The 18,906-nt window shown below is 69.4% G+C and carries 19 protein-coding genes and 1 riboswitch; of the genes, 12 read left to right on the top strand and 7 right to left on the bottom strand.

What is annotated here, in order from left to right; genetic code table 11:
• Positions 1-67 precede the first annotated feature (67 nt).
• Entirely contained in the window at positions 68-1,246 is a 1,179-nt protein-coding gene (metB, locus tag AC52GN_RS12590; protein WP_496527308.1) for a cystathionine gamma-synthase, read from the bottom strand.
• Entirely contained in the window at positions 1,243-2,307 is a 1,065-nt protein-coding gene (metX, locus tag AC52GN_RS12585; RefSeq protein WP_496527307.1) for a homoserine O-succinyltransferase MetX, read from the bottom strand. Before metX ends, metB begins: the two co-directional genes overlap by 4 nt.
• Before the next feature lie 82 nt (positions 2,308-2,389).
• Positions 2,390-2,516: riboswitch (SAM riboswitch) on the bottom strand.
• Between the two features lie 455 nt (positions 2,517-2,971).
• Between metX and AC52GN_RS12580 the strand changes: the two genes are divergently transcribed.
• Positions 2,972-4,708 carry an amino acid kinase family protein gene (locus tag AC52GN_RS12580; protein ID WP_496527306.1) on the top strand — a complete coding sequence of 579 codons (1,737 nt, stop codon included), beginning with the start codon at positions 2,972-2,974 and terminating at the stop codon, positions 4,706-4,708.
• Positions 4,709-4,710: 2 nt separating this feature from the next.
• A complete protein-coding gene (locus AC52GN_RS12575; RefSeq protein ID WP_496527305.1) occupies positions 4,711-5,673 on the top strand; it encodes a homoserine kinase in 963 nt (320 codons plus the stop codon).
• Between the two features lie 3 nt (positions 5,674-5,676).
• Here AC52GN_RS12575 and AC52GN_RS12570 read toward each other — a convergent pair whose 3' ends face one another.
• Positions 5,677-6,423, bottom strand: a complete 747-nt coding sequence (locus tag AC52GN_RS12570; protein WP_291777523.1) for a glutaredoxin family protein — start codon at positions 6,421-6,423, stop codon at positions 5,677-5,679.
• Positions 6,424-6,485: 62 nt separating this feature from the next.
• Positions 6,486-7,874 (bottom strand): threonine synthase, encoded by a 1,389-nt coding sequence (gene thrC / locus AC52GN_RS12565; protein ID WP_496527304.1) that lies wholly within the window; start codon positions 7,872-7,874, stop codon positions 6,486-6,488.
• A 177-nt stretch (positions 7,875-8,051) separates the two neighbouring features.
• Here thrC and AC52GN_RS12560 point away from each other — a divergent pair, with 177 nt between their 5' ends.
• Positions 8,052-8,996 (top strand): aspartyl protease family protein, encoded by a 945-nt coding sequence (locus tag AC52GN_RS12560; protein ID WP_496527303.1) that lies wholly within the window; start codon positions 8,052-8,054, stop codon positions 8,994-8,996.
• A gap of 65 nt (positions 8,997-9,061) precedes the next feature.
• Positions 9,062-10,363 (top strand): DUF418 domain-containing protein, encoded by a 1,302-nt coding sequence (locus AC52GN_RS12555; protein WP_346520142.1) that lies wholly within the window; start codon positions 9,062-9,064, stop codon positions 10,361-10,363.
• 22 nt (positions 10,364-10,385) lie between these two features.
• Here AC52GN_RS12555 and ypfJ read toward each other — a convergent pair whose 3' ends face one another.
• Both ypfJ and AC52GN_RS12545 read right to left on the bottom strand, forming a co-directional pair.
• On the bottom strand, positions 10,386-11,237 hold the full coding sequence (ypfJ, locus tag AC52GN_RS12550) for a KPN_02809 family neutral zinc metallopeptidase (RefSeq protein ID WP_343830710.1): 852 nt from the start codon (positions 11,235-11,237) through the stop codon (positions 10,386-10,388).
• A 93-nt stretch (positions 11,238-11,330) separates the two neighbouring features.
• The gene (locus tag AC52GN_RS12545; protein WP_496527302.1) at positions 11,331-11,726 is read right to left on the bottom strand and encodes a hypothetical protein; all 396 of its coding nucleotides are present in this window, start codon (positions 11,724-11,726) and stop codon (positions 11,331-11,333) included.
• 115 nt (positions 11,727-11,841) lie between these two features.
• Between AC52GN_RS12545 and AC52GN_RS12540 the strand changes: the two genes are divergently transcribed.
• The gene (locus AC52GN_RS12540) at positions 11,842-12,450 is read left to right on the top strand and encodes a type 1 glutamine amidotransferase domain-containing protein (protein ID WP_496527301.1); all 609 of its coding nucleotides are present in this window, start codon (positions 11,842-11,844) and stop codon (positions 12,448-12,450) included.
• A gap of 23 nt (positions 12,451-12,473) precedes the next feature.
• On the opposite strand, the gene AC52GN_RS12535 is transcribed toward AC52GN_RS12540, so the two are convergent.
• Entirely contained in the window at positions 12,474-12,821 is a 348-nt protein-coding gene (locus AC52GN_RS12535; RefSeq protein ID WP_312220022.1) for a HesB/IscA family protein, read from the bottom strand.
• Positions 12,822-12,929: 108 nt separating this feature from the next.
• Here AC52GN_RS12535 and AC52GN_RS12530 point away from each other — a divergent pair, with 108 nt between their 5' ends.
• From AC52GN_RS12530 to AC52GN_RS12500, 7 genes are all read left to right on the top strand, one after another.
• Complete coding sequence (locus AC52GN_RS12530; RefSeq protein ID WP_496527300.1) at positions 12,930-14,117, top strand: deoxyguanosinetriphosphate triphosphohydrolase; 1,188 nt, start codon at positions 12,930-12,932, stop codon at positions 14,115-14,117.
• An 86-nt stretch (positions 14,118-14,203) separates the two neighbouring features.
• Complete coding sequence (locus AC52GN_RS12525; protein WP_496527299.1) at positions 14,204-15,001, top strand: SPOR domain-containing protein; 798 nt, start codon at positions 14,204-14,206, stop codon at positions 14,999-15,001.
• A 13-nt stretch (positions 15,002-15,014) separates the two neighbouring features.
• Positions 15,015-16,064, top strand: a complete 1,050-nt coding sequence (nagZ, locus tag AC52GN_RS12520) for a beta-N-acetylhexosaminidase (RefSeq protein WP_496527298.1) — start codon at positions 15,015-15,017, stop codon at positions 16,062-16,064.
• A gap of 16 nt (positions 16,065-16,080) precedes the next feature.
• Positions 16,081-16,905 carry a segregation and condensation protein A gene (locus tag AC52GN_RS12515; protein WP_278448315.1) on the top strand — a complete coding sequence of 275 codons (825 nt, stop codon included), beginning with the start codon at positions 16,081-16,083 and terminating at the stop codon, positions 16,903-16,905.
• Positions 16,902-17,582 carry an SMC-Scp complex subunit ScpB gene (scpB, locus tag AC52GN_RS12510; protein WP_496527297.1) on the top strand — a complete coding sequence of 227 codons (681 nt, stop codon included), beginning with the start codon at positions 16,902-16,904 and terminating at the stop codon, positions 17,580-17,582. The genes AC52GN_RS12515 and scpB overlap by 4 nt, the downstream gene beginning before the upstream one ends.
• Positions 17,583-17,736: 154 nt before the next feature.
• Entirely contained in the window at positions 17,737-18,108 is a 372-nt protein-coding gene (locus AC52GN_RS12505; RefSeq protein ID WP_291777558.1) for an AtpZ/AtpI family protein, read from the top strand.
• 5 nt (positions 18,109-18,113) lie between these two features.
• On the top strand, positions 18,114-18,902 hold the full coding sequence (locus AC52GN_RS12500) for a F0F1 ATP synthase subunit A (RefSeq protein ID WP_291777561.1): 789 nt from the start codon (positions 18,114-18,116) through the stop codon (positions 18,900-18,902).
• The last annotated feature ends 4 nt before the right edge of the window (positions 18,903-18,906 follow it).

Below are 18,906 nucleotides of genomic sequence, written 5' to 3'. Positions count from 1 at the left end.
CCCGACTTCGCCTTGCAGGCTCAGCCACCCTCCCCATGAAGGGGAGGGAGAAGCGCGCGCCTGGCGTTTACGCCGCCGCCTTCAGCGACACCGCATCCAGCGCCTGGGTCAGGTCGGCCAGGATGTCGTCCTGATGCTCCAGACCGACCGACAGGCGCAGCAGGCCGTCGGTGATGCCCGCCGTCACGCGCGCCTCGGGCGTCATGGCGGCGTGGGTCATGGTGGCCGGGTGGGCGACCAGGCTTTCGACCCCGCCCAGGGATTCGGCCAGGGTGAAGACCTCCAGCCGCTCGATCACCTGGCGCACCGCCTCGGTTCCGCCGTTCAGTTCGAAGCTGAGCATGGCGCCCGGCCCCGACTGCTGGCGCTCCGCCAGATCATGGCCGGGGTGGCTGGTCAGGCCCGGATAGTGGACGGCCTTGACCGCCGGGTGCAGCTCCAGAACCGCCGCGGCCAGGCCGGCCGTCGCCTGCTGGCGCTCGATGCGGGTGAACAGGGTCCGCAGCCCGCGCAGGGTCTGATAGGCGTCGAACGGCGAGCCGGTGACGCCTAGGCAGTTGGCCCACCAAGCCAGCTGTTCATGGTCGGCCGGATCGGCCGCGATCACGGCGCCGCCGACCACGTCGGAATGGCCGTTGATGTATTTGGTGGTCGAGTGGACCACGATGTCGGCGCCCAGCTCCAACGGCCGTTGCAGGGCCGGCGACAGGAAGGTGTTGTCGCACACCACCTTGGCCCCCACGGCGTGGGCGCGGCGACAGACCTCGGCGATGTCGGTGACGCGCAGCAGGGGGTTGGACGGCGTCTCGACCAGCACCAGCTTGCAGCCGTCGGCCAGGGCGGCGTCCAGGGCCGCGCCGTCGTTCTGGTCGACGAAGGCGACGCGGAAGTGGCCCTTCCTCGCGCGGGCGCACAGCAGGCGGTGGGTGCCGCCGTAGCAGTCGTGCGGCGCGATCAGCAGGTCGCCGGGCTCCAGCAGGCTGAGCGGCAGGTCGACCGCCGCCATGCCGGTGGCGGTGACCACGGCGCCGGCGCCGCCTTCCAGCTCGGCCAGGGTCTGGGCCAGGACGTCGCGGGTCGGATTGCCCGAGCGCGAATAGTCGTATTTGCGCGGCTGGCCGAAGGCGGCGAAGGAATAGTTGGACGACAGATACAGCGCCGGCATGACCGCGCCGTGGGCCGTGTCCGTATCGACGCCCGAGCGGGCGGCGATGGTGCGGGGATCGGCGGGACGGGCGCGGCTCATTGGTCGATGTCCTTCAGTACGGAGGTCAGGATGTCGGCGACCAGGACGTCTTCCTTCAGGAAGGCGTCGTGGCCGTAGACGGAGGGGTGCTGTTCGAAGCGCCAGAGGTTGGGCAGGCGGTCGGCCAGCTCCCTCATGTCGTCGATGGGGCACAGGCGGTCGGTGGTGAAGCCGACCAGGGTGACGGGGGCGGTGATCGCCTCGGGCTCGACGCGGTGGCGGTCGATGGAGTCCGACAGGCTGAGCCAGCGGGCGGGGGTGGTGCGGTCGCGATAGGCCCGGCCGCGCGCCTGCAGATAGTCGCACACCGGATAGGCCTGGCCCGCATGGCTGGGGGCCTCGGAATCGAAGCGGTCGCCGAACTCTTCCTGGGTGCGATAGGTGGTCATGGCCAGTTCGCGCGCCAGGCCGACGGCCTGATCCACGCGGCCCGTCTCCAGGCCCAGTTGCAGGATGCGGCGCTGGATGCCGCGCCAGGCGGTGGCCAGCGGGTGGGGCCGGTGGGCGGCGGACACGACCACCAGCTGCTCGGCCCAGTCGGGGAAGATCTCGCCGAAGGCCAGGGCGATCATGCCGCCGTAGGAACAGCCGACGAAGGCGGCGACCTTCTCCACCCCCAGATGGTCCAGCAACAGGGCCAGCAGCCGGGCCTGATCCTGGGTGGTGATGGTCAGCGGCGTTTTCGGCTCCTTCACGCCTTCGCCGAATTCAGGTGCGAAATCAAAGGCCAGGACGCGGAAGCGGGTCAGGTCGATCGGCGCGCGCACGCCCACGGCGCCGGACCACCAGCCCAGCCCCTTTGTCTCGGTGCGGTGGACGTAGCGATCGGCGGAAATGCCGCCCGCGACCACGATCAGGGGGGCGTCAGCCTTGCCGTGCAGGCGGCCGATGACCTGCTTCTGGGTCAGGGTTCCGCCGAAATCCAGCTCGAAACCGTCGGGGATCGGAACCACGACGTCATGGGCTCCGTCGCGTTGCAGCAGCTCGGACGGACGGCGCGCGGAAGCGGGACGACAGGCGGGCTCTTCAGCGGGAGCGGGGTCGATCAGGGCCAGGGTCATGGGTCTTGGTCACTCAGCAAATACGGCTCGCCAAGGAACCCATGCAGTGACAGACCTGTGGAGCGTCGCCTCGTCGATGCTCCACCCATCTCTCGCGGTCCTATCAGGCAAGCCCGAAGAACCCCGCAGGAGTTGGCACCGTTTCGGGCGGAACCCGATGGTTGCCCCGGCGTCAAAGGGCCTAATCCCTCAGCCGGTCTTGATGAGTGAGCTTACGGTGCGGTTGCGAAGAGCGCCGGTCAAGCGAAAAATTTCACCCCGTTTCACCGAAAGCGCCTCGGTGCGATGGTGAAATAGGCCCCTTGAGGCGATGTCGCGAAAAATTATTCCGACACGGGGTTGACGCGACGCGGCGCCCTGGCTCACCCTAAGGCACGATTTTCAACCGGACGCCGCCTGTGCCTTACCGCCTCGCCAGCATGAAGACGACTGCGATCGCCGCCTCGGCGACGGGCCTCTTCGCGTCCATGATTACCACCACCGGTACCACCACCATGCCCTTGCGGGCGGGGACCGGATGATGCGCGCCGTCTAGGCGAGACAACGCAGAAAACCGATCACCCGCCCGGACCTCCGGGCGGGTTTTTTATTGGCCCGAACCCACCTCGATCACCGCCGACCTCCTTTCGAAATCCTCCCAGATCCAGCCTTCAGGAAACCGCCCATGTCCGCCTCTCTCGCCCTCGTCGCCGATCAGTCGAAACCGGTCGCAGCGCTCGCCCCCGCCGCCGATGTGGTGGTGCTGAAGTTCGGCTCCTCGGTCCTGCGCGATGCGTCCCAGGCCCCCGCCGTCGCCAGCGAAATCTACGGCCACGTCCGCGCCGGGCGTAAGGTTGTGGCGGTGGTTTCGGCCCTGGCCGGGCAGACGGATCAGCTGCTGGCCGACGCCCGCAGCCTGGGTCTGGATCACGAGAACGAGCTGCTGCCCGCCTATGTCGTGCTGGGCGAGGAAAAGGCCGCCGCCCTGGTGGCCGTGGCCTGCGACCGGGTAGGGCTGGACGCCATCGGCCTGTCGGTGCGCGAACTGGGCATCGTCGCGGAAGGCCCGGCCCAGCACGCCCGCCCCGTGTCGCTGAAGGGCGAGCGTCTGCATCAGGCCCTGGCCGAGCATGAGGTGGTGGTGGTTCCGGGCTTCGGCGCGGTGCGTTCGAACGGCCGCGTGGCCCTGCTGGGCCGCGGCGGATCGGACCTGACGGCGGTGGTCCTGGCCGCCGAACTGGGTCTGAAGCGGGTGCGTCTGGTGAAGGACGTCGACGGCTTGTACGACCGCGATCCGGCCTCGGAAACGGGCACGCCGCTGCGCTATCGCCGCGCCAGCTGGGACACGGCGCGTCAGGTCGGGGGCGCCCTGGTCCAGCACGACGCCATCGACCTGGCCGAGGCGCGGGGCGTCGATATCGAAGTCGCCGCGCTCGGCCGCGCCGAAGGCACGATCGTCGGCGAACGCGGGGCGCCTCCGGGCCCGGTGCAGGCGGCGGCGCCGCTGAAGGTCGCCGTGGCGGGCTGCGGCGTCGTCGGCGGCGGCCTGCTCAGCCGCCTGCTGCCGGACAGTCGCTTTGAAGTGGTCGGTGTCCTGGTCCGCAACCCCTTGAAAAAACGTGACGTATCGGCGCCCGCCGAACTGTTCACCAACGACGTCGAGGCCCTGCTCGCCAAGAAGCCGGACCTGGTGCTGGAGGCCCTGTCCGAGGGCGAGGCGGGGCACGCCCTGATCCGCCGCGCGCTGGAGGCGGGCTGCGACGTCGTCAGCGCCAACAAGCAGGCCGTGGCGCGCGATCCCAAGGGGCTTCAGGCCCTGGCTGACGTCAACGGCTGTCGCGTCGCCTGGTCGGCCTCGGTCGGCGGCGGCTCGCCGATGATCGAGACCCTGCGCGCCGCCCGCGCCGCCGGTCCGGTGGTCGGTTTCGAGGCGGTGCTGAACGGCACGGTCAACTTCATGCTGCAACGTCTGGGCGAGGGGGCGACCTTCTCCGACGCCCTGGCCGACGCCCGCGCCGCCGGTTTCGCCGAGGAAGACCCCTCGTCGGACCTGGAAGGCTTTGACGCAGAGGCCAAGGTCAAGCTGCTGTCGTTCGAGGCCTTCGGCCGCTCGCCCGAGGACCTGCCGCGCGACGTGCTGGCCGCCGAGACGCCGCTGGGCGAGGCGCCGGTGCGCCAGATCGGAGCCTGTTTCGAGCGCGAGGGCGCCCTGGACGCCTATGTCCGTCTTGACGGCGCGCTGGAGGACGCGCTCTTCCTGTCGCTGAACGGAGAGCGCAACGCCTTGAAGGTCTATGGTCAGGACGGCCGGGTGTGGACGTGCAAGGGGCGCGGCGCCGGGCGCTGGGCCACGACCGAGAGCGTGCTGGCCGATGTGGCCGACGTCATGCGCGCCCGACGCGCCGCTGCGGAGCTTGTCTAGTCATGGCCGTCTTCACGCCCGTCACGCCGCAACAGGCCGACGACTATCTCATGCGCTACCCTCTCGGCGGGTTGGTCGAACTGACCCCGATCGCCGAGGGGGTCGAGAACACCAACTATCGTCTGGTGACGGAGAAGGGCGCCTATGTCCTGACCCTGTTCGAGGGGCGGACCGAGGCCTCGGCCCTGCCGTTCTGCCTGGGCCTGACCGGGCGGCTGGCGGCGCAGGGCTTTCCGACGCCCGCGCCCGTCGCGGATCATCGAGGCCAGGTGATCGGCCGTCTGAACGATCGCGCCGCCGCCATCGTCGAATGGACGCCCGGCGCCTGGAAGCGCCAGCCGACGGACAAGGATCAGTATCGCGCCGGTCAGGTTCTGGCCCTGCTGCACCTGGACGCGGCCGACTATGACGGCGTGCGCGAGAATCCGGTCGGGCCGCGCGCCTGGGCGGACCTGGCCGCACGTTGCGATACGGTCGCCAGAGGCGAGGACCGCCGGATGCTGGAGCAGATGCAGCGCCTGCTGCCCGATCTGGCCCGACCGTGGAGCGATCCGGCCTTGCCGCGCGGGCCGATCCACGCCGACTACTTCCCCGACAACGTGCTGTTCGCGACGAATGAGCACGGGGCGACGGATGTCGGCGGGGTGATCGACTTCTACTTCGCCTGCGTCGACGTGCTGGCCTATGACCTGGCCATCGCGCTGAGCGCCTGGGGGTTCGACGCCGAGGGACGGCCTCTGCCGTCGGCTCTGCGCGCTTTCCAGAAGGGCTATGAGTCGGTGCGGCCCCTGTCGGACGCCGAGCGCCACGCCCTGCCGGAACTCGGCGCGGCGGCGGCGGTGCGCTTCACCCTGACGCGCCTGCACGATCGGCTGTTCCACGACCCGGCCAACCTGGTCACGCCCAAGGACCCGGCGCCCTTCTTCCGGCGGCTGGACTACTGGAAGGCGGCGGAACCGGCCTAGGTCTCACATACGCGCCAGCATCCATACGGCCATGGCGATCATCATCAGGTTCTCGGTCAGCGACAGGAAGCCGAGCGGAACCTTGCTGTCCCCGCCGACGCAGGCGCACTTCAACTCGCGCCTGTCGATATAGACGGCCTTGAACACCGAGGCGGCGCCGATGCCGCCGATGAAGAGGGCTACGGGCGCGGATAGCCAGGTGAGGGCGTGGGCGGTCATCAGCACCCCCGCGCCCGTCTCCGCGAAGGGGTAGACCCAGCCGTAGGGAACCCAGCGCCGCGCCAGAAGGTCGTAGTTCAGGAACATGGTGGCGAACCCGTCCAGGTTCTGCAGCTTCAACATGCCCAGGACGCACATGCTGAATGAGATGAACCACTCAATCGTCCGGCCGGTCAGCGGCGCGCCATAGGCGGCATGGCTGGCGGCCAGCGCCGTCAGAGCCGTGACCGCGAAGACGACCAGAACGGGCGTATAGCTGGTCGCCTCGGGGTCGCGCACCCGAAGCCCGAAAAAGCGACGCAGGTCGTCGAATCCGCCGATGCGGCGCCCGTCGATGAAGGTCTGCGGCGTGGTTTTCACCCCATGCTCGGCCTTGAAGGCGTCGGTCGCTTCGCGGGTCTCCAGCCAACGGTCATCGACCTGATAACCTTTGGATTTCAGCAGGTGTCGCGCTCTCAGGCCCCAGGGGCAGACATGATCGGGCATGACCATGCGATAGAGGACAGCGACGGGACGTGTGTTGCGAGGCATCGGCGTCTCCTTCACCGATGACAACGAACCAGGACGGTTCAGGCTCCTCCGGGGATGGGGCCCTACCCGGCGAACCCCTTCACCGCCGCCAGGGCCGCTTCGGGCGTGTTCTCGATCACCGTCAGCCGCTCGGGACGGTCGCCCAGGGCGCGGATGACGGGGGCCGGTTCCGGCTCGACGCCGATGACGTCCGAGACGAAGGCGCCGAACTTGGACGGGTGGGCCGTGGACAGGGCGACGATGGGCGCGCCGTTGCGGTCCAGGCGGCGCGCGGCGGCCAGGGCGACCGCCGTGTGCGGGCAGACGACGCGACCCCAGGCGGTGTGGGCGTGGGCGATCTCGGCTCTGGTCGTGGCCTCGTCGACTGAGACGGCCGAGACCTCGGCGCGCAGGGCGGCCAGCAGGTCGGCGGGCAGGGTGACGGACCCCTCGCGCGCGAAGGTTTCGAATACGGCGCGGGTCGTCTCGGCGTCGCGGCCGGAGGCTTCATAGACCAGACGTTCGAAGTTCGACGGCGCCTGCACGTCCATCGACACGCTGCCGCTCTCGACTGCCGGGCGACGGGCGTAAACGCCGTCGTTGATGGCGCGGGCCAGGGCGTCGTTCTGATTGACGGCGGCGACGAAGCCGGCGGCGGGCAGGCCCATCTTCTTGGCGGCGATCCCGGCGAAGGCGTCGCCGAAATTGCCGGTCGGCACCACGAAGGTCGCCGCCTGGCCCAGTTGGGCCGTGGCCGAGACGTAATAGGGAATCTGGCCCGCTAGACGGCCCCAGTTGATCGAGTTGACCGAGGACAGGCGGCCTTGTTCGCGTAAGCGTTCCTCGGCCAGCAGGCCCTTCACCAGACGCTGGCAGTCGTCGAAATCGCCGCGCACGGCCAGGTTCAGGACGTTGTCGGCCTCGACCGTCGTCATCTGCTTGCGCTGCACCGGCGAGACGCGGTCCAGCGGGTGCAGGACGACCAGTTTGATGCGCTCGGCGCCTGCAAAGGCGCGTACGGCGGCGGCGCCGGTGTCGCCGCTGGTGGCGGTCAGCAGGGTCAGGGTCTCGCCCGTCGCGGCCAGGGCCTCGTCCGACAGGGCGGCCACCAACTGCATGGCCAGGTCCTTGAACGCCGCCGTCGGGCCGTGGAACAGCTCCAGCACGAACAGGCCGGGCTCCAGCTCGACCAGCGGCGTCACCAGCGGATGGTCGAAGCCCTTGGTCAGGCGGTCCAGGGCGCGGTCCAGCGCGCCCGCAGGCAGGGCGTCGCCGATGAAGGGCGCCATCGCCGTCTTGGCGATCTCGGCGTAGCTGCGGCCGGGACGCGTGGCGTCGGCGGGCAGGGCGGGCCAGGCCTGCGGCATGTAGAGGCCGCCGTCCGGCGCGATGCCGCGCAGCAGGGCGTCGCTGAAGCGGGTCGGGGCGGCGTCGCCGCGCGTCGAGATGTAGCGATCAGGGGAGGTCGTCATATCGGGGTCGTTTCTAGCTGCGATCCGGCGCTTCGTCATGATTATTTTGCGCATGCGAAAGGAATTTTCGCGAGATGACGCAACAACCTGGCTCAGCGGGCGGCGGGCGCACGCCTTGACCGCGCGGGGCGGGAAAAGGGACTGGCGTCGCGCGGCGGCCCGGTTCATGTCAGACGGATGAACCGCCGTTCCCTTCTCATTCGCGCCGGGGCCGCCGCCGCCGCCGTCGGCGGCGGGCTGTGGCTGAAGGATCATGTGCTGTGGCGGCGACCCAGGGTGACCTTCGGCGCCGATGGGACCAGCGGCTGGCTGGGCTTCGTCGTTCCCCGGACCCTGTTGCCGACGGTGCGCGTGCGCCTGGCGGGGCGAGATCTGACCGCCCTGGTCGACAGCGGGGCCCAGTATTCGGTGATCGACCGCCGACTGGTGGCGGAACTGGGGTTGGACAACCTCTTCGACATGCCCCTGATCGCCTATGGCGTGGACGGGCGCGCCCAGATGGGGCGGGGCGTCACCCTGGATCTGGCCGTAGGGGCGGCGCGCGTGGGTCGCCTGCGCGCCGGGATTCTGGATCTGGGGCCCCTGTCGGAGGAGGAGGGGCTGGGAGCGCCCTTGATCCTGGGGCAGGACCTGCTGATGGAGGCGGCGCTGGAGATGGACCTGCGCCAGCGGCGCCTAAGGCTGGTTGATGCGGCCCAAAGGGCGCCGTCGTCCGCCTATCGCCCCCTGCCGGTGCGGCGTTCGGGCACCGCCCTGGTCGCGCAGGCCGTGGTCGAGGGCGCGCCGGTCAAGGCGGTGGTGGACACTGGATCGTCCGCCCTGCTGGCCCTGAGCGAAGGCGTCGCGCAATCGGCGGGCCTGCTGGACGGTCGGCCCGAGCGGGCCGGGTCGAGCATCGTCCTGGGCGGGGTGGCCAGGGCGCGGATGATCCAGGCCCGGACCGTGGCCCTGGGGGGCGAGACGTGGCGCGATGTGACGACCGCCGTCTACGCCGATCAGGCCTTGCCCAACTATCCGGACGCCCTGTTGGGCATGGCGGCTTTCGCGGGCCGGGACGTTTTTCTGGATCTCAGCGACGGACAGCTTCACCTCGCGCCGTTGATGGATGTGACCATTGTTTAGTTTTGTCCTCTCCCCGGTGGGAGAATCCGTTTCGTTCGCGGCTTGAAGGGGGATAAGCGGCCGACATGACCGCCTTGCCGTCCATGACATCGGTGTCGCCTAGCCAGAGGCTGGAGAGTCTGGATCTCCTGCGCGGGTTCGCCCTGTGCGGCATCCTGCTGGTCAACATCATGATGATGGGCGGCTTCTGGGGCCAGTATCATCCGGATCTGCCGCCGACCCTGGCCAACCCCGACTGGTCGGCGTGGATCATCCAGCACCTGTTCGTGCAGGGATCGATGCGGGGCTTGTTCACCCTGCTGTTCGGCGCGGGGATGCTGCTGATCACCCTGCGCGGAGAAGACGGACGCGGCACGATCCAGGCGGCGGACGTCTATTTCCGACGCTGCATGGCGCTTCTGGCTCTGGGCGTGTTCAACGCCACCATCCTGCTGTTTCCGGGGGACATCCTCTATGTCTACGGCCTGTCGGGATTCCTGCTGTTCGTGTTCCGCACCGCGCGGCCGCGCACGTTGATCGCCCTGTCGGCGGCCCTGCTTCTGCTGCTGACGGCCGAGTCGACGGTGGTCGGGGCCTATCAGGCGATGGAGGCGCGGCAAGGGGCGGATCTGGCCAGCCAGGCGGAGACGGGCGCGGCCCTTTCGCCCGCCGACGCCGAAGCCTTGAAAGCCTACGTCCGCGCTCAGGAGGCGCAGAGCCTGTCGCCGGAGACCGCCGTCGAGGAAACCGCCGTACGCACGGGGAGCGCCCTGGGCCTGCTGAAATGGAGCGTGCGGACCTGGCTGGACTACGCCGCCTCCAGCTACACCATCACCCTGGTCATTGAATCGGTCGCCTTCATGCTGCTGGGCATGGCGTTGTTCAAGCTGGGCGTTCTGGGCGGGGCGCGGTCGCTGGGCTTCTACCTGGCCCTGGCGGGCGGCGGTTACGCCCTCGGGCTGGCGGTCAACGGGGGACAGGCCGTCATGCTGTGGAACAGCCAGTTCTCGTCCGAATCCTGGGCGGCGCAGACCAGCTATGAACTGGGGCGTTGCGCCATGACGCTGGGCCATGTCGGCCTGCTGCTGTCGCTTTGGAAGATGAACATGCTCGGCTTCGTGGGGCGGGCCTTGCGGAGCCTGGGCCGGATGGCCCTGACCAACTATCTGGGCCAGTCGGCGATCGCGGGCCTGCTGTTCTATGGTCTGGGCCTGTGGGGCAGGCTGGACTGGTGGGGCCTGTGGGGCGTGGCGGCGGCGATCTGGGTGGTCCAGATGATCTTCAGCGCGCTCTGGCTGCGAGCCTTCAACATGGGGCCGCTGGAATGGGCGCTGCGCTGGTTCGCCTACGGGCGACCCTCGCCTCTCAGACGCGCCAAGGCCGCCTGACTTCCCAGGTCTAGGGCCGGGCCTAGAGCTGGGAGAAGGTGTCGCAGGCGGCCGGATCGCCGGTCTGATAGCCGCGCTGCAGCCATTCGACCCGCTGGGCCGAGGAGCCGTGGGTGAAGCTTTCGGGCGAGACGCGCCCGCCGCCGCGGCGTTGCAGCGCATCGTCGCCGATGGCCTGGGCGGTCTTCATGCCCTCCTCCAGATCGCCTGGCTCCAGCGCCACCTCTCCATTCGAGACGGCGGCGGCGTTGCGGGCCCAGACGCCGGCGTAGCAGTCGGCCTGAAGCTCCAGGGCGACGGAATAGCGGTTGCCCTCCGCCTGGCTGCGCGCCGACCGCTGGGCCTGTTGCACCTGCTGGCTGGCTCCCGTCAGGGTCTGGACGTGGTGGCCGAATTCATGGGCGATGACATAGGCCTTGGCGAAGTCGGCGCCGGACGCGCCCAGCTTGCTCTCCATCTCGCGCCAGAAGCTGAGGTCCAGATAGACCTTCTGATCCGCCGGGCAGTAGAAGGGGCCCATGGCGGCCTGGCCGTAGCCGCAGCCGGTCTGGGTGCCCTGTTCGTACAGGACCGTGGTCGGCGCGGTGTAGCCTTTCAGCTTCGTGCGCCAGACGTCGTTGATGTTGGAGCCGACGACCTCGACGAACTGGCCGGCCTGATCCTCGGGCGAGCCCATCTGGCCCTGCTGTTCCGCCTGGCCGGCGCCGCCGAACTGGCTGGCCAGCTGCTGGGTGGTGTTGGGGTCTATGCCGAAGACGAAATAGCCGATGGCCGCCAGCACCAGGACGCCGATGCCGCCGCCCGCGACCGCGCCTCCGCCCATGCCGCGCCGATCCTCGACCCCGCCGCCGCGTCGTCCGCCCTGCCAACGCATCTGTCGCTCTCCGCTGTGCCGTCCGTCTCAAGCTAGGCTGAAACGCAGGGCGAGGTGAAGAGATGCAAATGTAACGCTCTTGATCCTTGGGGATCAGTGCGGTTGTCGGTTCAGCCAGGCGTCGATCTCGGGCACGCCCGCCGCGCCCTGATCGACGGGCGGCGAAAGGGACGCCGGCGGGGGCAGGGGCGCAGGACGCGGCGTATAGGCCGTCGCGGGGGGCGTCGTGGGAGCCGGACTCCGCGCGGCTTCAAGCTGGCGCAGGGCGCGGTCCGTCTGAAGCCGCTGCCGCGCGGCGTCGGCCTGGCGCTGGTCGGCCTGCAGCCGCAACTGCTCGATCGCTTGCCGATGCTGTTCGGCGGCCGCCGCATGAGGGTCGTAGCCGGGCGGCGGCGGACCGGGCCAGCCCGGCCAGGTCTGCGCCTGGGCCAGACCGGCCGCGCCCCACTGGGCGATGATCAATGACAGAACGAGCGGCAGCCGGCGCATGGGATGAAGATGGGCGCTGCGCCCCGCCGCGCCAAGCGGGGCCGCAACCTCTGGTCGGACGAGCGGTTAAGGGCGGACGCCCCTCGCCATTCCCCTCATCCTCAAGGAGCACGTCATGCCCGACAACGCCGACAAGACCCTGGCTGGAAAGACCATCGCCGTCCTGGCCGCCGACGGCGTCGAGCAGATCGAGCTTCAGGAGCCGGTCAAGGCGCTGCGCGCGGAAGGCGCGACGGTCGAGGTGATCTCGCTCGAACCGGGCTGGATCCAGGGCTTCGACCACCTGACGCCCGACGAGATGATCGCGGTCGACCGGACGCTGAAGACGACGGACGCCTCCCTCTATGACGGTCTGGTCCTGCCGGGCGGGGTGGCCAACCCGGATCGGTTGCGCACGGAGGAGGCGGCGCTGAAGTTCGTCCGCGCCTTCTTCGACGCGGGAAAACCGGTGGCCGCCATCTGTCACGCGCCCTGGATTCTGATCGAGGCGGGCGTCGCCGAGGGGCGGACCCTGACGGCCTACAAGTCCATTCGCACCGATCTGCGCAACGCCGGCGCCGAGGTGGTGGACAAGGAGGTGGTGGTCGACGACGGCCTGATCACCAGCCGCTGTCCCGATGACCTGCCCGCCTTCAACGCGGCGATGGTCGAGGCCTTCGCCCAGCCGCCGCGCCGCAGCCGACGCAAGGCGGCGTCCGACGAGACGCGGCCGTCAGCCCACTAGGCCCAACCCGTCAGGTCAGCGCGTCAGATCGAGAAGCTGACGCCGCAGCCGCAGCTGGAGGCGGCGTTGGGATTGCGGATCACGAACTGGGCGCCGGCCAGTTCGTCGACGAAGGCGATCTCGGAATCCTTGAGGAAGGGGACGGAGACCGCGTCGATGACCACGGCCTGGCCGTCGCGGCGCACCACCAAGTCGTCGGCCTCGGGGCCGTCCACCAGCTCGAAGCGGTACTGGAAGCCCGAGCAGCCGCCGCCGTCGACGGCGACGCGCAGCAGGACGGGTTTGCCTTCCGCCTCGGACAGCCGGGCCAGACGGCGCGCGCCGCTTTCGGCCAGGGTGATCCCCTCGGGCGATCGGGTTGCGACCGACAGCGACAGGTCGCGGGCTGATTCTGTGGATTGGACGGTGCTCACGGCCCTCTATATGAGGGTCCGACAGGCGTTCGCAAAGGCCTGTCGCCATCACGAAGTCCCGCCGTCTTGAGCCAGACCCGCGCCCCCTACGCCGAAAACCCCGCCGCCAGCCGCGGCCGCCGCGTTTTCGAGCCCGCCAGCCGCACCCGCACCGCCTTCGCCCGCGACCGCGATCGCATCATCCACGCCACCGCCTTCCGCCGCCTGAAGGAGAAGACCCAGGTCTTCGTGGCGCATGAGGGCGACCACTACCGCACCCGGCTGACGCACAGTCTGGAGGTGGCGCAGATCGCCCGCTCCCTGGCCCACGCCCTGCGGCTGGACGACGACCTGGCCGAGACGGTCGCCCTGGCCCACGATCTGGGCCACCCGCCGTTCAGCCACGCGGGCGAGGACGAGCTGCACGAACAGATGAAGGCCTTCGGCGGCTTCGACCACAACGTCCAGAGTTTCCGCGTCGTCACCGAGCTGGAGACCCGCTATCCCGGCTTCCCCGGCCTGAACCTGAGCTGGGAGACGGTCGAGGGCGTGGTCAAGCACAACGGCCCGGTGGCGCACCAGCTGTCGGACCCGGCGTGGAAGGCGGTCGCCGCCTATGCGCCGGGCGGGGCGGCCGACTGGGACCTGCGCCTGAGCACCTTCGCCTCGCTGGAGGCCCAGTGCGCGGCCATCGCCGACGACATCGCCTATAACAACCACGACGTGGACGACGGGGTGCAGGCGGGGCTGTTCAGCCTGTCCGATCTGGCCGACGTGCCGCTGATCGGGCGCTGTATCGCCAGCGCGCGCGCCGACTGGCCCGATGTCGACGAACGGATGCTGCGGCTGGAGGCCGTGCGCCGCATGATCGGCGTCATGGTCGACGACGTCCTGACCGAGACGGAGGCCCGCCTGGCCAAGCACCGCATCGAGACGGTCGAGGACGTCCGCAAGGCGCCCGAGACCCTGGTGCAGTTCTCAAGCGGCATGATGGCGGAACTGGCGGTGTTGCGCCGCTTCCTGTTCGAGCGGATGTATCGCCATTACCGCGTCAACCGCACCCGCAGTCAGGCCCGCCGGGTTCTGGCCCAGCTGTTCCAGCTGTTCATGGCCGAGCCGGAGGTCATGCCCCCGGAATGGCAGGTCACGGCGCTGACCGACGACCGGGACGCGCGGGCGCGGGCGGTGTGCGACTACATCGCCGGCATGACAGATCGTTACGCTATCGAGGTGCATCGCAAGCTGTTCAGCCTCGACCTCGCCCTCGATCTGTGATTCGAAACCCGCCGGGGGCGGGTTAGACTGAACATCCCCGCGCGCCGATTCGCGCGCGGGCCATAGAGACCACCAAGGCGCGACCCATGTCCTACGACGATGATCACCGAGGCCACCCCAACGCCGGCCGCGACCGGGGCGCCTATACGCCGCCGACCGACGACGACCTGCCCTTCACGCGCGGCGGCTACGACCCGCGCCGAGCCCCGGCCGCCAAGTCGCCGCCGATCACCCTGATCATCAGTGCGGTCGTCCTGCTGCTGCTGATCGTGGCCGTGGTGGTCTTCTATCGCTCGGGCGTGCGCTCCTCGACGGATGCGCCGCCCGCCGTCGGCACGCCGGTCGAGAGCATGAAGGTCGAGGCCCCGCTGGACGCCCAGCCGGTCGACCCGGAAGCCGACATCCGCGTCTATCGCGACGGCGCCGCGCCGACCGACGCCGCGCCGACCTTCACCCCCGGCCCGGAGGAGGTGCTGCCGCGCCCCGCGCCGACGACCCCGGCCGCGCCGGTCGAATCCTCGACCCTGCCGCCCGCCGCGCCCGCGCCGGCGACCAAGGCTCCGGCCGCGCCTGCGCCCGCAGCGCCGGCTCCGGCGACGAAGGCTCCGACCCCTGCGCCCGCTCCGGCCCCGGCCGCGACGGGCGGGTCGTCGGGCGTGCAGATCGGCGCCTTCTCCTCGACCGCCATCGCCGACCGTGAATACGCCGCCGTCGCCGCCCGCTTCGGCCAGTACGCCTCGGGCGCCGAGAAGCGCGTGCAGGAGGTGACGACGGCCTCGGGTTCGACCGTCTACCGCACCACCTTCACCGGCATGAGCCGTGAGCGCGCCGTCGCCTTCTGCAATGCGCTGAAGGCCGCGGGCCGCGACTGCATCGTCCGCTAAGGATCGCGCAAGCATGACCTCCGCCGCCATCTACGGCTGTTCCGGCCACCGGCTGACGGCGGAGGAGCGCGCCTTCTACGCCGAGGCCAAACCGTGGAGCTTCATCCTGTTCCGCCGCAACGTGGACAGCCCCGAGCAGGTGAAGGCGCTGGTGTCCGAACTGCGCGACAGCGTGGGTCGGGACGATGCTCCGGTCCTGATCGATCAGGAGGGCGGTCGGGTCCAGCGCCTCGGCCCGCCGCATTGGCCGAAATATCCGCCGGGCGCCGCCTATCTGAAGGCGACCAAGGACCCGGCGGCGGCGCGCGAACTGGTGCGTCTGGGCGCGCGGCTGATCGCCCATGACCTGCGCGAACTGGGCATCACGGTCGACTGCGTCCCGGTGCTGGACGTGCCGGTGCCGGGCGCCCACGACATCATCGGCGACCGCGCCTATGCGCAGGATCCCGCCACCGTGACCCAACTGGGCCGGGCGGCCGCCGAGGGCCTTCTGGCGGGCGGCGTCCTGCCGATCATCAAGCACATTCCCGGCCACGGCCGCGCCTTCTCGGACAGCCACCACGACCTGCCGGTGGTCGAGACGGCGATCGAGGAACTGGACGCTTGGGACTTCGCGCCGTTCAAGGCCTTGTCGGATATGCCGATGGCGATGACGGCCCACGTCGTCTTCACCGCCGTCGACGCCAAGCGCCCGGCCACGACGTCGAAGAAGGCGATCCGCCTGATGCGCGAGCGGCTGGGCTTCTCCGGCCTGATCCTGTCCGACGACCTGTCGATGCAGGCCTTGTCGGGCACGCTGACCGAGCGGGCCGAGCAGTCGCTGAAGGCGGGCTGCGACGTGGTGCTTCACTGCAACGGCGACCTGAAGCAGATGGCGGAGGTCGCCAAGGCGACGAAGAAGCTGAAGGGCGAGGCCAAGCGCCGCGCCGAGGCCGCGCTGAACCGCATCGTCCGCACGCCCGAGCCGCTGGACGTCGCCGAGGCCCGCGCCCGGCTGGAGGCGGCGCTGACCGGCCGCTTCGACGCCGCCAAGGGGCCGGACGTCGGCGAGGCGCAAGGGTGACCGACGGGGAGGGCGCATGAGCGAGGCCTTCCAGCCGAATCTCGACTTCACCGCCGTCGAACAGGTCGAGGCGCAGGAGGCTTTCGTCGTCGATCTGGAGGGCTATGAAGGCCCTCTGCACGTCCTTCTGGCCCTGGCGCGTACGCAGAAGGTGGACCTGTTGAAGCTGTCCATCACCCGTCTGGCCGAACAGTATCTGGCCTTCGTGCATGAGGCGCGGCGGCGGAATTTCGCCCTGGCGGCCGACTACCTCGTGATGGCGTCGTGGCTGGCCTATCTGAAGTCGCGCCTGCTGATCCCGCGCAACGAGAAGGACAAGCCGGAGGAGCCGCCCGCCGAAGAGATCGCCGCCGCCCTGGCCTTCCGCCTGCAGAAGCTGGAGGCCATGCGCACGGCGGTGGAGGCCATCACTCGCCGTCCGCAGCTGAAACGCGACGTCTTCACGCGCGGCGACCCGCAGGCGACGGTCATCATCCCGTCGGACCGGGTGGACGCCAGCCTCTATGAGCTGATGAGCGCCTATGTCGCCCAGCGCCGCCGCGAGGAGCGCCGCAAATACGCCCCCGGCCAGCGGGTCGAGGCCTTCCAGTTGGAGGCCGCGCGCGACTGGCTGCGCGAGATCATGCCGCGCCTGGCCGAATGGACGCCGCTGGAGCGCGTCGCGCCGCAGAAGCCGGAGGGGCAGGAAGGCCCCAGCCAGGCCAGCTATACCGCCTCCACCCTGTCGGCCAGCCTGGAGCTGGTGAAGGAGGGCGGCATGGACATCCGCCAGGAGCGGCCATTCGACGCGGTGTGGCTGAAACGCAGAGGGCTGGGCCAGCCGTTGGAGCTGACGCCGTGACCCTCGACTTCACCCCGGACCACCTCGAGATCGAACGCCGTGTCGAGGCCCTGCTGTTCGCCGCCGCCGCGCCGCTGTCGCTGGCCGAGATCGCGCGCCGCCTGCCCGAGGGCGCCGACGTCGGCGGGGCGCTGACCGCGCTTCAGGCGCGCTATCAGGGACGCGGTGTCGAGCTGGACTGCGTGGCCGAGCGCTGGCGCTTCCGCACCGCGCCCGACCTCGGCTTCCTGATGACCGAGGAGCGCGAGGAGCCGCGCCGCCTGTCGAAGGCCGCGCTCGAGACACTGGCCATCATCGCCTACCACCAGCCCTGCACCCGCGCCGAGATCGAGAGCGTGCGCGGGGTCTCCCTGTCCAAGGGCACGCTGGACCTGCTGCTGGAGATGGATTTCGTGCGGTTGCGCGGGCGGCGCCGCACGCCGGGACGGCCGGTGACCTACGCCACGACCGACCGTTTCCTGGAGCATTTCAGCCTGGCCGGTCTCTATGACCTGCCGGGCGTGCAGGAGATGAAGGCGGCGGGCCTTCTGGACCTGTCCATGCCGGTCGGTTTCGAGGTGCCGGACCCATTGCGCGTGGGTGACGAGGAGGGCGAGGACCTGCTCACGGGGCTGGACGACGCCGCGCCCGAGTTCGCCCAGGATTTCGTCAGCGAGGACGAAGAGTCGCAACCGTGACCGGGACGGAACGTCGCGCCCCCAAGAAGCGCCGAAAAGTCATGGACTTAAGTCCAAGGCGCGCCGCCTTGACCTGAGACCGTCTCGCCTATAGGTTCCGCGCCGAAATTCAGACCCGTTCCGGCCCTGCGCCGGGCGCTGAGCGAACAGGCCCATGTCCCCGACGAAGGAATCGCGCGAAGAGGCGATCAAACGCCTCCACGAAAGCGCATCCGCACTGGAGGCGAAGGTTCAGGCGGACAAGTCCGTCGAGGTCGCTGCGCAGAAGGTCGTCGGCCAGGCCTATCGTATCATCGCCGAACTGCTCGGCGGGGTGTTGATCGGTCTCGCACTTGGTTTTGGCGTCGACCGGCTGTTCGGGACGACGCCGATAGGCGTTGTGGGCGGGGTCCTTCTGGGCTTCGCCTTATCGGTTTATATGGCGCGCCGCACAGCCAATCGGCTGATGGCGCAGGCCAAGGCGGCGGGCGTGCCCCAACAGGGCGAACCCATCGTCGAGGCTGACGAAGAAAACAGGGAACGATAGGCTTAATGGCCGGTCCGATTGAACAATTTGAGGTCAAGCCGCTCGTCGAGTTCGGCACGGTCAATGTTCCCGTCCTGGGCGAGCAGGTGATCGCCATCACCAATTCGCACGTGGCCATGACCATCGCCTTCGTGGGCGTCGTCGGCTTCCTGACCCTGGCGACCTCGGGCGCCAAGGTGGTGCCGGGCCGGATGCAGGCCGCGGGCGAGAGCCTGTTCGGCATGGTCGACAACCTGGCCAACTCCATCATCGGTCATGAAGGCCGGAAGTATTTCCCCTTCGCCTTCACCATGTTCCTGCTGGTGCTGACGATGAACCTGCTGGGCATGTTCCTGACGTTCACCGCCACCTCTCAGTTGGCCGTGACCGCGACCCTGGGCCTGTTGACCATCCTGGTGGTCATCACGGTCGGCATCGTCAAGAACGGCGTCGGCTTCCTCAAGCTGTTCTGGCCGACGGGTGCGCCGCTGCTGTTGCGGCCGATCGTCGGCGCCATTGAGTTCGTCTCCTTCCTGCTGCGTCCGGCCACCCTGGCCCTTCGTCTGTTCGGCAACATGCTGGGCGGTCACGTGGCGCTGAAGATCTTCGCCCAGTTCGTCGTTCAACTGGGCGCGGTGGCCATCGTCACCGGCGGCCTGGCCTACGCCTTCATCCCCGTCGCGGCCCTGTCGCTGGGGATGGTGGTGGCCATGACGGCGCTTGAGTTCCTCGTGGCCTTCCTTCAGGCCTTCGTTTTCACCGTTCTGACCTGCATCTACCTCAACGATGTGGTCAACCTGGGCGAGGGCCATTAAGGCT

Source organism: Brevundimonas sp. SS2672, assembly GCF_059579685.1.
Note: the sequence above shows the minus strand (reverse complement) of the source record. Positions and strands in the feature narration are given on the sequence as shown.